This window comes from Brevibacillus sp. HB1.4B (genome assembly GCF_013284285.1).
GTDB lineage: Bacteria > Bacillota > Bacilli > Brevibacillales > Brevibacillaceae > Brevibacillus > Brevibacillus porteri.
The window spans coordinates 220815-236674 of record NZ_JABSUT010000008.1 but is presented as its reverse complement, the minus strand read 5'-3'; the positions used below and the strand labels follow the sequence as shown (position 1 = coordinate 236674).

The following is a 15860-nucleotide window of genomic DNA, read 5'->3' as shown; positions in this document are numbered from 1 at the left end:
TGAAAAGGAAAAAGGCTTATTGCTCTTGGAGTTCCCAAGGCAAAAGCCTTCTATCAATTTTCCTTTTTAACTTAACGGTTAAATTCCTTTTCGAACATGGCTTGGTTAGTGACGACAGGTTCTGGACCGACCGCATTGATGTTCGTCACCATAATATCCTTCCCGCCTAAGGTACCACCCGCTAACGTTTCAAACCCATGAATGCCGCCTCCATGAACCCAATAGGTCTTTCCGCTCGGCAGTGTCACCCCGTAAATTCCCAATCCATATTTGCCAAAAGGCGATTCCACACCTGTTGTCATCTGCTTCATCATCTCGTCATTTAATAATTTCCCACCCAAAAGCGCACTAAAAAAGGTGGTCAAATCTTTCCCTGTCGAAATCATTTCCCCCGCAGCATTCGCGAATGAAGGATTATACTCTGTGAAATCAAACAGTTTCCCTTCCCGATTCAAGCTATAGCCTGTGGCATGCTGGCCCGGGATTTTTGGATTACTGCCACTAAAGGATGTATTTGTCATCTGAAGCGGGTCGAGGATCCGTTTCTTCATCTGCACATCGTACGTTTCTCCTGTCACCTTTTGAATAACAAGACCAGCTAGGACGGTATTTGTATTCGAATAGTCAAAGCCTGCCCCTGGTTGAAATACTGGCGGCTTAGCCAGTCCCATACGTACAAGGTCATCAACGGTATATTGAGGGAATGAGGTAGCGTACCGCATGTCTGTACTCGTATAGCTTGCAATCCCGCTCGTTTGGTTCAATAACATACGAATCGTGATTTTGTTGCCGTCATACCCATTGCCCTTTACCACACCTGGGAGCCATTTTTCTACCGAGTCTTCCAGATTCAGCTTTTTCTCCTGAGCCAACTGTAAGACAACGGTAGCAACAAACGCCTTTGTGACACTGCCAATACGGAAAGTAAAGTCTGGTTCCATCGGATTTTTATGATCGAGGTTGGCTACACCCGCTGCATAAGACCAGTATTCTCCGTCTCTTAACCCAGCAGCAATTATTCCAGGGACTCCCTCAACTTTTGCTTTCTGATCAATGAAGTCCTTCATTTCTTTCCCATGTTTTTGAGCTGCTTGATCCGGGGTGGATGGTTGCATCGCTTGTCCCGAGAATTCAGTCATCTGGATGTTCTCCATATGAGAAACAGTATCTCCTAATGCATTGATACTCATCGCGATCACGTGCTCGCCGTCTTTTGTTCCACCTGCGAAGTTGGTGAATCCAGGAATACCGCCTTGATGGCCCCATATGGTAGTGCCATCCGGCAATGTTACTTCCTGAATACCGAGTCCGAATTTCCCGTATGGATTAGAAACAGTGGTTAACATTTCTTTCTGCATCTCAGGTGTTAACAATTTTCCGCCCAATAAAGCGCTAAAGAACGTTGTTAAATCTTTCGTAGTCGAGATCATAGCCCCTGCTGCGTCTGCAAACGAAGGGTTAAGGTCAGTTATATCCATTAATGTACCGGCATTGTTAAAGTATCCATTCGGACTGTTTTTCGGAATGGATTGTGAGTGATCCGGGAAAAACGTTTCTGTTAGTTGAAGCGGCTCAATCACTCGTTTCTTGATTTGTTCGGCAACCGTTTCTCCTGTGACCTTTTGGATAACGAGTTTCATCAGCACTGTATTCGTATTCGAATAGCCACCGGTAGTCGGTGTATGCTTTAATGCGCGAGAAATGAGTTGTTCTGCTGTAAACGTTTGAGTGGAGTTCTGGATTATACTTTCCTTGAGTTCATCATCTAAGTAGTCTGCCACTCCACTCGAATGATTTAATAACTGACGAATCGTAATTTTGTTACCGTCATATCCGTTTCCTTGGACGACACCTGGGAGCCATTTTTCCAACGAGTCATCGAGGCTTAGCTTCTTTTCCTCAGCTAGTTGCAGGGTCACTACACCGACGAACGATTTCGTTATACTCCCGATTCGAAATGAAAAGTCAGCTTCCATCGGTTTCTTACTTTCTATATTCGCTTCGCCGGAAGCATACGACCAGAAATCATTTCCCTTCTTTACTGCAAAGAGGACACCTGGAATGTTTTCGCTGGCAGCAGCTTTATCAATCGCTTCTTTTATTTTGGTATGATCCGTTTTCTGTTGTTGCGTGATTGCCTGGTCCAAACCTGCTTCCGCACAACCGTAAGTAGGAAGTATCAGCGTTCCTATCAATAATGCAGATAACGTAAGGGACGCTCCTTTTTGCATAGGGAATGGTTTCATTTCTCATCGCTCCTGTAAGTTGAAATGTGTTGTCTTTACACATCCACCTTATTCTCAGGGCTGTAAAATCACATAGTGACAATACCGTTCAATCTATATATGACATCGTGCTAACCGTTCATATTTGCGGCATGATAAAATGTCATAGGAGCTATATGACACGGCTCATTCTGCTTGACGAATCGGGAAATGATGATGCATGATGAGTCAGAAACTTTCGGGAAATTCCTTACCATTCAAATGAGCAGGAGTACATGACAAATGTTATTCATGATAAAAAAATGGTTCTGGTACAATTGGGTGATTTTTGCCTTGCGAACGATTTGGCTAGGTATCATCGTCATCGCAGATATTATGTATCCGGCAATGATAGCCGTTCCGTTCGGAGTCATCATCCTTAGTGCCCTTTTGGTTTATGCCATTCCATTGATCGTTCAATATAGAAAAAAAGATTGGTATCTGGCAGTCGAAGTCGTAATGACAGGCTTTTTTTATCTATTTGTGGCCTTTGTAGCGCCTGGATTGACTTGGCCTTTCGTTTTACTAGTAATCATTATTGGTGTGGCCAGTAGTCGCAGAACGTATATGTGGACGGGAATCACTAGTGGGATTATTTTTCCGGTTTTGAACGGGTTGATTACCAATCGTCTCCCGTACGAGTTCATGTTTAGTTGCAGCTTTGGTTTTGCGATTGGGATGGCATTTAGCATATTAATTGAGTCTCATAAGCAAGGCCGCATCATTCAAGAACAGAAGCAATTATTGGAGCAGCATATTAAGCAAATCGAGGAGCTGACACTGATCGAGGAACGTAATCGGTTGTCACATGAGTTACATGACACGATTGGCCATTCGCTAACCTCTCTGATTGTTGGCGTTGAGTCGCTCCGATCTTCGGTTCCTGATTCACAGGTCGAACGAGTTGATAAACTTGTCTCCATAGCACAAGGCAGCCTGGATGATATCAGAAAGCATTTGCATCAGCTCTCTCATGCTCATGCTCGCTTCAACCAGTCGTTAAGTGAGTCACTCCTGGAACTGACGGAAGAATTTATGAAGTCAACAGGTGTAACGGTCAACTTCCGTGTGATCGGCAGTGAGACGCTCGTTATGCAAAAAATGAGCATTTCTTTATATCGTTGCCTGCAAGAATCGCTCACAAATGCGGTTCGTCACGGCCAAGCAAGTGTGATAGCTGTTGATCTGTATTTCGAAAGTCAGCAACTCCGTTTACAAATCGAAGATAATGGCAACGGACTAGAGTCCATCGAATTCGGCTTAGAACTAAAGGGAATAAAAGAACGGCTTGAGCAACAGCAAGGTACGTTGTCCGTTCATTCACAATCAGGGCAAGGGACCGTTGTCATTTGTAATGTTCCCATACAGGCAGAAGCTGGACAGGGAAGTATCCGCCTGCTTATTGTTGATGATCAGGTGATGATTGCCGACAGCTTACAGCAAATCTTAAGCCAGCAGGACAACTTTATCGTTGTGGGTACAGCCAGTGATGGGCAAGAAGCTTTAGAACAGTGTGAACGACACCAGCCGGATATCGTGTTAATGGACGTGCACATGCAAGGGATGAACGGACTGGAGACCTTCCTTCAAATGAAAGAAAGCTGGCCGAACATGAAGGTTGTGGTCATGACAACGTTTGAGGATTCGGTACAGGCAGCAACAGCATTGGAGCATGGGGCGGAAGGATATATGCTGAAGTCTACTCGTCCAAAAGAGATGATGGAAGCGATGAAGCTCATCTATAGCGGGGGAACGTGGCTTGATCAGTCGATCGCCACGCGCGTATTCGAAGAGATGAAGCGCCAACGTGAGCAATTAGAGAAGTACAGCCCGAATGATCCGTATGGATTGACGAAACGGGAGCGGGAGATTTTACAGCTTTTATCGGATGGGCTTCGCTACAAATCGATTGCCACCAAACTATATTTATCGGAGGGAACGATACGGAATTACTGTTCCACTCTTTATTCGAAGCTCGGTGCCAGCAACCGGGAAGAAGCAGTTGAACTGGCGCGAACCAAGAGTATCTTATAGATGACAAAAAGACGGGAGAAATCCCGTCTTTACTCTTCCGGCGTTCGATCTAGGAACAGCCGCGTAACCTCTGTGTAATCCCCTTTTTTCACTTCTTCTTCTGTCGCTTTTTCTTCTAATGGGTCATGACCGTACATACTTGGCGCAATCGTTGGATCGTGCTCAGAGGAACGCTTTTTATTATCCATGATTCACCACTCCTTTAGAAGGTAGGGTGTGATGGATGGCCGATTCTTATCCCTGATTGCAGCATATGACATTGGAAATGTTATTTCAAAAGTACCGATCTTCAAGATCCGGTGCTTTTTTTGATGACAGATTGTCATATGGGGTAGGGAGAAACCGTTGGCAGCTGGGCGTTTGATACTTATGACAAAACGTTACTTGTTGTACAGGCAGTGCTCGGGCCATACTTTGGGCAAACGAAGATAATAGGAGGAAAGAGAAATGAACTTTTACAAAAGTAGCATCGCCGCGGTATCGATTTGTAGTCTCCTCTTAACAGGAGCCCATGCCACGTATGCAGCTCCATTAACCGAGGCGGACAGCGAACAACAACAAGGGAAGAAGGCAAAAAATCTAAGTCCAAAAGAATGGTTAGAGCTGAAATCTTTTGAATTGAATAGCGCTGAGCCTGGGACTGATCTTGAAGATATTGAACCGCTGCGCGACATGATCGGTTCTGCTTCAATCGTAGGTTTAGGTGAGGCAAATCATGGCAGTCGTGAAATTTTTACGATGAAACACCGGATTGTTGAATTTCTCGTCATGGAAATGGGCTTTACCACCCTTGTATTAGAAGAAAACTGGGGCAACGCATTGGAACTCGATCATTACGTTCTCACAGGAGAAGGGAATCCGAGTGAATATCTAATGCCCCTATTTCAAACACAAGAAATCGTAGACATGCTGGAATGGATGCGTGAGTACAATGCTGATCCGGAGAACGAAGAGAAACTGCGGGTGGTCGGGATGGATGTACAAAACGTCAGCGAAAATGTATACGATGAGATCAGACAGTATATAAAAGAATATAAGCCTGACCTGCTGCCCCGTGTGGATAAAAAAATGAAGGAACTTGCCGAAGTTACGAAGGACCTGGAAACCTATACATCTTTGCCAGAGGACATTCAGAAAAAACATCATGAGCAAGCGAAAGAAATCACGAAAATATTGGAACAAAACAAAAAGCGTCTGAACGGCCAATCCGAGGAGTTCTCAAAGATCAAGCAACACGCCAAGGTCATTGAGCAATTTACTGGCATGTATTTCAACTTCTCGGAGAATCCATCAGAAGTATTTTTGAGGCATGATATCGCGATGTTTGAGAATGCGAAGTGGGCTCATGAACAGCTGGGAAAAACAATCGTATGGGGTCACAATGGGCACATCGCAAAGAACAATATATTGCCGGATGTATACCCGAAGCTCGCCGGTCAGCACTTACTGGAGCATTATGGTAAGAAATATGTAACGATTGGAACTTCATTCGGGAAAGGCGATTACAACGCGTATAACCTAGAAAATAAAATTGTTCCCGTTACCATTGAATCGAATGATCCAAAAACATTCAATCACACCCTGGATCAAGTCTCAAAGGATCAATACTTTGTTGATTTACGGAATGCTACAGGTCTCACCAAAAAATGGTTAGAGGAAGAACGACCGTTTTTGAACGGATTCGGTTCTGCTGATCCAAGCAAACCAAACACTGTAACAACTGCGCTTGGGCAAACATTTGATATTCTCATTCATATAGACACAGTGAGCGCTGGCGAGCTTGTTCGTTAAATAGCAGAAAGAAACCGGCATTTACCCAAGAGCACTGGGCAAAATGCCGGTTTTATTATTCAAGAAACCCCATCAAGCGTTTCACATTGTCGGTGTTTTCGCGGGATGTCAGCGACTCCAGCAAGGTGAATGCCACCTCAAAAGCGGTCGAAGGGTTGTACGAGGTGATAATATTGTTGTCGATGACGATGGATTGGTCAGGGATGACAGTGGCACCCATCGCAGCTAGTTGCTTTTGCCGCAACTGGTTGTTCAGGTTGTAGGTCGTTGCTTTTCGGCCTTGCAAAATCCCGCTTTTCCCGAGGGGAAGTGCGCCGACACAGATGGAGGCAATCACTTTGCCTTGTTTTTCAAATTCACGTATGAAAGCGAGCACGTCCTCGCGATAGGCATCTTCATAAAACCCCGCCTGCTCAAAACCGCCAGGCAGTGCCAGTGCATCGAAGTCATTTACATCCGCATCGTCGATCACCATTTCGGGGATCACAGTAAAATTCCACGTGCATTTCAGTTCTTTGCGCGTTCCCACCGTCACCAGCTCCGTTGTTCCGTCGCCCTCTTCCTTGTTCCAGCCGATTACATCTGTAAATACGCTAGCCTCTACTGCTTCAAAACCATTCGGTAATAACAAGCACACTTTTTTCATCGAAAATCAGCTCCTATGTTCGAATCGTTCAAGCCGTACCGGTACTTACCAAGAATCATATGCTATCATTGGTTATTAGTAAAAATGAAAGTTCTGAAGATGATCTTCAGGATTTCTGATAATAAATAGGCGGGCAAGGGGGAGCGGGCATGGAGATTCGCCAATTTCAAACCTTTAAGGCAGTCGTCGATTTCAACAGCTTTACAAAAGCGGCACAAGCACTGCAATATTCACAGGCGACGATTACCTCCCATATTCAGCAGCTGGAAGAAGGAATGGGTGTCCCTCTGTTTGATCGACTGGGAAAGAAAATTCAGTTGACCGCTTATGGCCGCGAGCTGTACACGTATGTCGAGGAGCTGCTGGTTTCGTATGCGAAGATCAAGGATATATCGGCGAATGAGCAATCACTGCAAGGCGAGCTGCGCATCGGAGCCTCGGAGACGCTTACGATCTATCGACTGGGCGACATTTTGTCCAAGTACAGAGCGAGCTACCCAGGCGTAAATATTTCATTTGTGATGGACGACTGTATTCGTTTGCGGGAAAAGCTGCATGAAGGTCTATTGGATATCGTGATCACGCTGGAGCCAAAGCTCGATGATCCGAATCTGGTCGTGGAGCAGTTCTCTACCGAGCGGCTGGTTTTTATCGGGGGGCGTGATCATTCATTTGAAAAAATAGAGGATGCTGGCGAGGAATGTATGATTTTCAGCGGAGAGCATTGTGCTCTGCGGCGGTTTTTTCAACGATTCTTGGAAAAAAGGGAGATCAAGCCGAAGCATCACCTGGAATTCTCCAGTATGGAAGCGATCAAGCAGAGTGTGGCGAACGGGCTAGGCGTGAGCTTGATGCCCTCTATCAGCGTCGAAGCCTTGTTGAATGAGCAAAAAGTGAAAATGATAGCGTGCGAGGAAGAGCTGTTGTTCTATGCGCAAATTGCCTACCATAAAAACAAGTGGCTTTCACGGGCACATAAGAAGTTTATTGATTTCATGCTGGAAAGTCGGGATATCGGGTAAAGCGGCAACCAACCAGTCTGTTTTGGTCTAGAACCAGAGCAGGCTGGTTTTATTTTCGGAAAATTTCATAACTTGTTTGACATCGGTTTTTCTACAATGCTAAGATCGAAGTGAAAGTAAACGAAAGGAAAATAGAAATAAAACGAAACAAAATTATTTATGATCGTAAGGAAGTGAAGTCTTATGCTGGCAGCCGAACGGCACAGCAAGATCCTCGAACAATTGAAAGCAGAACAGAGCGTAACCGTCAGCCAATTGAGTCTGGCGCTGGATGTGTCTGAAGTAACGATCCGAAAAGATTTGATCAAGCTCGAAAACGATGGTCTCTTGACGCGCATTCACGGGGGAGCGACGATTACGAATTTCTTGCCATTGGAGCGCAGTTTTACAGAGAAGCTGGAAGAGAGAAGCGAAGAGAAGCAAGCGATTGCCCATCAAGCGCTGTCGCACATACAGCCGGGGGATACGGTTATTCTCGGGGCAGGGACAACGATGATGGAGCTCGCCAAGCTGCTGCGCGGCTTGAATGATCTGACTGTCGTGACGAATGCGGTCAACATCGCCATGGAGCTGAACAGTCAAGGCAAGCATCACGTTATCTTGATCGGTGGAGAGATGCGCCACAAATCCTTTGCGCTCGTTGGTTCTGTCGCAGCGGACAATCTGCGTGGACTTTCTGTCTTCAAATGCTTTATCGGGGCAGATGGGGTTCATCCGGAAAATGGGCTGACGACGCTCAATCTGGCAGAAGCGCAAATCAACCAAGTCATGATGGAACGCGCCAGAAAAGTCTACGTGCTGGCCGACCACAGCAAGTTCGGAGAGACGCATTTGGCGAAGTTCGCCGGGTTGTCCGATGTCGATCGGATTATTACGGATGCGGCGGCACAGCATCTTGTCAGTAAGTACGCGGAGCTGGGCATCAACCTGGAGCTGGCGAGCTTGCAGGGCGTGACTAGGTAAACTACCAGATCAGAAAGGAAACGGAGGGATCGATATGGTGTTGGTATCATCGACACAGATGCTGCGCACAGCAAGGGAGCAAGGATATTGTGTGGGGGCATTCAACGTACACACGATGGAAATGCTCCAAGCAGTAGTGGAGGCGGCTTGCGAAGCAAACGCACCGCTCATTTTACAGACCACAGTCGGAACGGTCCGGCATCTCGGACCTGAGTATGTAGCAGCAATCGCCCGGGTAGCCTCAGAAGAGGCCCGGGTACCAATTGCGCTGCATTTGGATCATTGTCATGAAGAGGAGCTGATCGTGCGATGTATTGAAGCGGGTTATACATCGGTCATGATCGATGCGTCGATGCATCCTTTTGCGGAAAATGCGTCGATGACCCGGCGTGTAGTGGAGCTGGCTAGGGAGCGCGGTGTCAATGTGGAGGCAGAGCTCGGCAAGGTCGGGGGCGTGGAGGACGATCTCGTCGTGGACGATGCAGATGCTGCACTGGCTGACCCGATCGAGTGCGAGAGATTTATCGAGCTGACTGGCGTAGATACGTTGGCTCCGGCTATTGGTACGGCCCACGGGATTTACAAGGGGGAGCCACGCATTGATTTTGTTCGTATCGAAGAGATTGCTCGTCGTGTTTCTGTGCCGCTTGTATTGCATGGCGGTTCGGGAATTCCCGAGGAGCAGGTGAAGCGGGCGGTTCAGCTCGGCATGGCAAAAATGAACGTAGCGACAGAGCTGCGTATCGCGTTTTCACAAGCGATCAAGGGCGTATTTGACAACAACCCGCAGGAAAACGACCCGCGCACCTATATGAAGCAGGCCAAGCAGGCGGTCAAAGAAGTGGCTCTCGCCAAGATGGAGATGTGTGGTTGTATCGGGAAAGCTAGTGGACGTTAATCAAAAAAATGGGAAAGGGACGATTTTACATGCGTATGAATCTCGATGATACAAAAGCACTGCGTGAACTGGATACGATTCGGGCACTGCAAGATACGGAAAGCTATGATGAGCAGTTTAAAACAGGCTTACAATTATCTGATTCTTTAGATGTATCAAATATTTCTGTTAAAATTGAAAATATTGTGGTGCTTGGCACTGGTGGCGGTTCGGCTGCGAGCGTTAATTTGATCAAGTCGTATTTGTTTGACGAGCTGCAAGTGCCGCTTCAATTAAATCAAGGCTACACCCTCCCGGCTTTTGTAGATGCGAAGACGCTCGTCATCGTCGTTAGCCACTCCGGCAATACAGAAGAAGTCGTCAGCGGCTATGAAGCGGCCATCGCCAAAGGAGCACAGATCGCCGTCATTACGGCGGGCGGAAAAGTATTGGAGCTGGCTCGTGAACACAATCATGCGTGCTTGATTGTACCAGGCGGAATGATGCCTCGGATCGTACTCGGCTACATTTTCCTGCCGATCCTCGCCATCTTGACGAAGCTCGGGCTGATTTCCGACAAACGTGCGGAGGTCGAGGAGACGATTGCCCTATTCGAGGAGTGGAAGCACATCTACGGAACGGACTCTCCGATCGAAAATAATGAAGCCAAGCAAATCGCCATCGAGATGGATGGACTGATACCTGTTGTGTACGGAACGCTACCGTTTTTCGATGCTCCTGCATGGCGTTGGAAAAACCAGCTCGGGGAAAACAGCAAGCTGATGGCATTTTGGAACGCCATTCCGAGTCTTCACCACGACGAAGCTGTGGGCTGGGATTCGCCGTCTGCACTGCTGAAGGGCGTTCATTTTACACTCATCCGCGATCAGGAGGATAGCGAGAAGACGACCCAACGTGTAGAGATCAGCGCTGACATTTTGCGTGAGCGCGCTGGTGGGGTAAGGGTGGTTCACTCCCACGGTGTGTCCCGAATGGCTCGTTTGTTTTCCATCGTATACTTGGCTGACTTCGTGTCGCTGTACGCTGCTCTGATTCGCGGCGTCGATCCAACCCCTGTAGAAGTGATCAATTTGTTCAAACAAAAAATGGGGCAGCCGCTCGTTACTGTGCAGGTGAGATAGCATGCTCGTAACGGTCACACTGAACGCGGCCATCGATAAGACGTATCGCCTCTCGCATTTTCGTTCTGGAGAGCTGCATCGCTCGACTGATGTACTGAGCTTACCCGGCGGAAAAGGGCTAAATGTAGCGCGTGTAGCGAAAGCATTGGGGCAGGGTGTAGTCGCAAGCGGTTTTGTCGCTGGTCACAACGGGAGATTCATCGCAGAAGGCTGCGAGTGTGAGGGGATTACGTCCTCCTTTATCGAAACGAGCGGAGAATCCCGACTGTGTCTCGCTTTTCTCGACGAACAGGAAAAGACGGTGACAGAAGTGCTAGAGCAAGGTCCTGCGCCCAGTGAAGAAGAGATCAGTCGCTTGCAAACGCGTTTGATCGAGCTGGCGGACCAGGCACAGTACATGGTTTTTTCCGGAAGCTTGCCAGGTGGCGTTCCAACCGAAACATACGCTGCGCTCATCCGAGGTGTCGCTGGGAAAGGAACCGCATGCGTGCTCGATACGAGCGGCCAGGCCCTGCTGGAAGGAATCAAAGCAACCCCCTCGCTCATCAAGCCCAATCGACCGGAAGCGGAAGCGATTCTCGGATTTTCGCTGGATAGCGACGATGCCAGATGCAGAGCCATACGCGAACTGCGTGAGCACGGTGCCCAGCGAGTCCTTCTCTCGTTAGGAGAGGAGGGTGCGTGGTTTGGCGATGGCAAGGAGACGTGGCGTATTTCCGCGATCCGGTTAGCGGATACCGAAGTGAAAAATACAGTGGGCTGCGGTGATTCGATGCTTGCGGGTGTCCTTGTCGGAAGGCTGCGAGGCTTGGCTTGGCCAGATGCGATTTGGCTGGGGATGGCATGCGGCGCCGCGAATACACGGTCGTTAGGAGCGGGCATGATCGCGCCCGACGATGTGCAGAGGTTGAGGAGTCAACCGATGCATGTGGAGCGAGTCGAGTAGAATGACTGGTTCAGAAGGGAGGAGTAGCATGCGCCATGTAATTGGCCTCGATGTCGGTGGTACGACAATGAAAGGGGCGGTCATGGACGAGAATGGGCGAATTCTCCTCCGGGCTGCCAAGGAGACAAAAGTTCATAACAACTTGCCCATCTTGATCGAGCGAATGGCTGCCTTGATTAACGAACTGCGGGATCAATCACCCGTTCAAATAGAGGCAGTAGGGATCGGATTTCCTGGTCCTTTTGATGCGGAAAAGGGGATATCGGTTCACTCGCCCAACTTTCAATTGCACCAGGCAGACTTGCGGACACCACTCGCGAAGTTGGTGGAGCTGCCGCTTTTTTTTGAAAACGATTTACGGACAGCTGCATTCGGAGAAGCCATTTTCGGTGCGGGTCGTGAGGTAAGTCACCTCGTTTTCGTGCCGCTTGGTACAGGGGTGGGAGCAGGGATTGTAAACGAAGGCAAGCTCGTTCGGGGCAGTCACGGATTCGCGGGAGAGATTGGTCATGTGCGCTATCCAGGGCTTACTGCTCCATGCAATTGCGGCAAACTCGGTTGTGTTGAGACGGTCGCATCTGCCACAGGTATTGCCAGATTGGCCCGTGAACGCTTAGACAAGGAGCTCGATGCCAATCCGCGGCAAGCAAAAGCCTCTCCTCTGTTTACTCTGTGCGATGGACAGATTGAGCGGATTACGGCTGAGCAGGTGGCTACGGCAGTGGAACAAGGTGATGCGGTGGCGATTTGCGCCTGGAACGAAGTGTGTGAAGTAACGGGCTGGGCTTTGTCTGTGCTGGTGAACGTGTGCAACCCGCAGCTCGTAGTGATCGGTGGTGGGGTTTGCCGGGCTGGGGAGCTATTGCTGGCCCCGGTACAAGCGAGTGTACAACGGTACGCCATGGAAGTTGTTCATCAACAGACAAAGATCGTTTTGGCCGAGCTCGGTGCAGATGCAGGAATGCTCGGTGCTGGCGCCCTGGCCCTGCAAGCAATGAACAGGGAACAAGGAACCGTGAAATTGTAAAAAGAGGAGTGTACATCGATGCAACAACGGTATGACTGGGCGAATCATCAGCTGCTTGAGCGAAATCGCTTGGCGGCGCGGGCTTACTTTTTGTCTTACCCGGAAGAATCGGGAGCACTGACATATGAAAGAGGCGCGACACCGTGGTTTCAATTGTTGAATGGGCATTGGCAGTTTGCATACGCAGAATCACCGCTGCGTGTACCGGAAAACTTTTTTGCCGCCGATTATGATGCGACGGAGTGGGCCCGGATTCAGGTGCCGGGGCATTGGCAGCTGCAAGGGTACGGAAAACCGCATTACACGGACTTGTATTATCCGTTTCCGGTAGATCCGCCGCATGTCCCGTCAGATAACCCGACAGGCTGCTATTTACGAGAGTTTACCGTAGCGTCTGCGTGGCAAAATCAGCAGGTGATCCTGCGGTTTGAAGGGGTCGACAGCGCTTTTCATGTGTGGCTGAACGGGAAGGAAGTCGGCTATAGCCAAGGAAGCCGCTTGCCATCTGAGTTTGATGTGACGGAGCTGTTGCAGGAAGGCAGTAATCGCTTGGCTGTTCAAGTGTACCAATGGTCGGACGGTACGTATGTTGAGGATCAAGATATGTGGTACTTGAGCGGGATTTTCCGGGATGTTTCCCTGATTGGCAGACCGAAGCTGCATGTGAGAGATTTGGCAGTCGTGACTGATCTGGATGATGAATGCCGCCATGGCGTGCTGCGGGTACGTGTCCATGTAGAAAACAGTTCCGCAGCTTCCTATGATGGGGTGAACGTGACCGCAAAACTGTTGGATTCATCCTACATGCCTATCGCTTCGCTGACGGACACTGGGGCAGGAGAGCTGGCAGCCGGACAAGAAAAGGTCGTGACTTTGGAGCTTCCGGTGCAGGAGCCGAAAAAATGGTCGGCGGAGGAGCCGAACCTGTATCATCTGCTACTTTCGATTGAGCAGGAGTCGGGCGAAAAGACAGAAGTCATCCCGATTCGCGTGGGCTTCCGACAGATCGAAGTAAAAGGAAACAACTTCTTCGTAAACGGTAAAGCGATTCGCCTCAACGGCGTGAACCGCCATGATCATCATCCCGATCTCGGGCGTGCTGTCCCGTATGAAACGATGCGTGAAGATGTGCTCATGATGAAGCGCTACAACATCAACGCCGTTCGTACCGCGCATTACCCGAACGATCCGCGTTTTTACGATTTGTGCGACCAGTACGGATTGTATGTCATGGACGAAACCGATTTGGAGACACATGGCTTCCAGTTAACTGGAAATATTAGTCGGCTGAGCGATGATCCAGAGTGGGAGCAGACGTACGTGGAGCGCATGGAGCGCATGGTAGAGCGGGACAAAAACCATCCGTCGATCATCATGTGGTCGCTTGGCAACGAATCCGGCTTCGGCTGCAATTTCCGGGCAATGGCTGCTTGGTGCCGACAAGCCGACCCGACTCGCCTCATTCACTACGAGGAGGATCGCGAAGCAGAAGTGTGCGATGTATTTTCCACCATGTACTCCTCGGTAGAAAAAATGATCCAGCACGGTGAAAATGAACATCTGCAAAAGCCGCATATCATGTGCGAGTATGCTCATGCCATGGGAAATGGACCCGGTGGCTTGCGCGACTACGCCAATGTGTTTGACAAATATCAACGCTTGCAGGGCGGTTTTGTGTGGGAATGGATTGATCACGGCTTGCGTCAATATACGCCGGATGGGCGAGCGTATTATGCCTACGGGGGAGACTTCGGGGACTACCCGACGAATGGCAACTTCGTCATCGACGGACTGATTCGTCCGGATCGCACCCCATCCCCTGGATTACTCGAATACAAAAAAGTGATTGAGCCGATCGTCGTCGAAGCGACTGATTTGGAAAGCGGGCTCGTCACCATTACGAATCGCTATGATTTCCGCACGCTTGCGCACGTGAAAATGGTTTGGAGTGTGACAGCAGACGGACAAGTGGTGCAGAGCGGAACGCTGTCGCTGCCACATACAGAAGCAGGAAGTCGTACCATTGTAGCTGTTCCATATACCTTGCCCGCGCAGGTACAGGATCGGACCGACTACTGGCTGACTCTCTCCTTTGTGCTGGCCCAAGATGAGAGCTGGGTACAGGCAGGACATGAGCTGGCGTGGGCACAATTTGTCTTGCCAGTGACCGCTGCCCAACAGGTTACGGTCGCTCCCTATCAGGCTGTGTTAGGCAGAGTAGATACGAAAGAAACGAAAACGGACGTCACCCTTACAGGAGCAGATTTTCAGTTCGTTTTTGACAAAGTGAGCGGTGTGCCGACGAGCTGGGTATTTGCAGGCAAGGAGCTGTTGGTGGCAGGACCTCGTCTCACGTTTTGGCGTGCTCCGATTGACAATGACATGTACGTAGTGGAAGAGTGGCGCAAGGTGTACCTCGATCGTTTGCAAAATCGAGTGGAGGATGTAAGCATCCAGCAGGATCGAGCAGATCGTGTGGTCATTACCTGCGATGTACGGATTGCTCCACCTGTATACGACTGGGGGTTTGCGTGCCGCTACACGTATACCGTGTTCGGAAATGGCGAGGTGCAAGTAGATGTTCAAGGCACACCCAAAGGCACCCCGCCAGCAATGCTGCCACGAATCGGCTTGAAGCTATTGGTCGCCAAAGATATGGAGCGTGTCTCGTGGTATGGTCGTGGCCCGGGAGAGGCGTACATCGACAGCAAGGAAGCCAATCGCATCGGGGTGTATCACGCGAGCGTGGATGAGCTGTACACGCCGTACGTGTTCCCGCAGGAAAATGGCAATCGCACGGACGTCAAATGGATGTCGATCACGGATCAGCGAGGCATTGGACTTTTCGCGATGGGTCAACCGACCTTGGAATTTAGCGCACTTCGCTATGATACGGACGATCTGGAGCAAGCGAAACACACGACAGATCTCGTAAAAAGAGAGTATGTCACACTGCATCTCGATTATCGACAAAACGGGCTGGGTAGCAATAGCTGCGGACCTAAGCAATCGGAGCAGCATGCCTTGCGTCCAGAGGAGTTTTTCTTCCAGATGAGGCTAACGCCTTTTTCGAAGGATACGATTTCTCCGGTTCAGTTGTCTAAGCGGAATTTGTGTGACTAACCGCTGATTGTTCTCGAAGGCATCG

Annotated in this window: 12 protein-coding genes; 9 read left to right on the top strand and 3 right to left on the bottom strand. The window is 49.2% G+C overall.

The window, feature by feature from the left end:
• Positions 1–71: 71 nt before the first annotated feature.
• Positions 72–2246 carry a serine hydrolase domain-containing protein gene (locus HP398_RS20165; RefSeq protein ID WP_173623480.1) on the bottom strand — a complete coding sequence of 725 codons (2175 nt, stop codon included), beginning with the start codon at positions 2244–2246 and terminating at the stop codon, positions 72–74.
• A gap of 261 nt (positions 2247–2507) precedes the next feature.
• On the opposite strand from HP398_RS20165, the gene HP398_RS20160 reads away from it, so the two are divergent.
• Positions 2508–4298 carry a helix-turn-helix transcriptional regulator gene (locus tag HP398_RS20160; RefSeq protein ID WP_173623479.1) on the top strand — a complete coding sequence of 597 codons (1791 nt, stop codon included), beginning with the start codon at positions 2508–2510 and terminating at the stop codon, positions 4296–4298.
• A 29-nt stretch (positions 4299–4327) separates the two neighbouring features.
• Here HP398_RS20160 and HP398_RS20155 read toward each other — a convergent pair whose 3' ends face one another.
• Positions 4328–4486 carry a hypothetical protein gene (locus HP398_RS20155; protein WP_173623478.1) on the bottom strand — a complete coding sequence of 53 codons (159 nt, stop codon included), beginning with the start codon at positions 4484–4486 and terminating at the stop codon, positions 4328–4330.
• Positions 4487–4745: 259 nt separating this feature from the next.
• Between HP398_RS20155 and HP398_RS20150 the strand changes: the two genes are divergently transcribed.
• On the top strand, positions 4746–6089 hold the full coding sequence (locus HP398_RS20150) for an erythromycin esterase family protein (RefSeq protein WP_173623477.1): 1344 nt from the start codon (positions 4746–4748) through the stop codon (positions 6087–6089).
• A 55-nt stretch (positions 6090–6144) separates the two neighbouring features.
• On the opposite strand, the gene HP398_RS20145 is transcribed toward HP398_RS20150, so the two are convergent.
• Complete coding sequence (locus tag HP398_RS20145) at positions 6145–6735, bottom strand: DJ-1/PfpI family protein (protein ID WP_017246752.1); 591 nt, start codon at positions 6733–6735, stop codon at positions 6145–6147.
• A gap of 149 nt (positions 6736–6884) precedes the next feature.
• Between HP398_RS20145 and HP398_RS20140 the strand changes: the two genes are divergently transcribed.
• From HP398_RS20140 to ebgA, 7 genes are all read left to right on the top strand, one after another.
• Positions 6885–7757: a LysR family transcriptional regulator gene (locus HP398_RS20140; RefSeq protein ID WP_017246751.1), complete on the top strand. Its 873-nt coding sequence runs from the start codon at positions 6885–6887 to the stop codon at positions 7755–7757.
• 183 nt (positions 7758–7940) lie between these two features.
• The gene (locus tag HP398_RS20135; RefSeq protein ID WP_017246750.1) at positions 7941–8720 is read left to right on the top strand and encodes a DeoR/GlpR family DNA-binding transcription regulator; all 780 of its coding nucleotides are present in this window, start codon (positions 7941–7943) and stop codon (positions 8718–8720) included.
• A 34-nt stretch (positions 8721–8754) separates the two neighbouring features.
• A complete protein-coding gene (locus tag HP398_RS20130; RefSeq protein WP_017246749.1) occupies positions 8755–9618 on the top strand; it encodes a class II fructose-bisphosphate aldolase in 864 nt (287 codons plus the stop codon).
• A 35-nt stretch (positions 9619–9653) separates the two neighbouring features.
• Positions 9654–10739 (top strand): bifunctional phosphoglucose/phosphomannose isomerase, encoded by a 1086-nt coding sequence (locus HP398_RS20125; RefSeq protein WP_254476232.1) that lies wholly within the window; start codon positions 9654–9656, stop codon positions 10737–10739.
• Position 10740: 1 nt separating this feature from the next.
• Positions 10741–11685, top strand: a complete 945-nt coding sequence (locus HP398_RS20120; protein ID WP_017246747.1) for a 1-phosphofructokinase family hexose kinase — start codon at positions 10741–10743, stop codon at positions 11683–11685.
• 28 nt (positions 11686–11713) lie between these two features.
• Positions 11714–12712 (top strand): ROK family protein, encoded by a 999-nt coding sequence (locus tag HP398_RS20115; RefSeq protein ID WP_017246746.1) that lies wholly within the window; start codon positions 11714–11716, stop codon positions 12710–12712.
• A gap of 18 nt (positions 12713–12730) precedes the next feature.
• The gene (ebgA, locus tag HP398_RS20110; protein ID WP_173623476.1) at positions 12731–15835 is read left to right on the top strand and encodes a beta-galactosidase subunit alpha; all 3105 of its coding nucleotides are present in this window, start codon (positions 12731–12733) and stop codon (positions 15833–15835) included.
• Positions 15836–15860 lie beyond the last annotated feature (25 nt).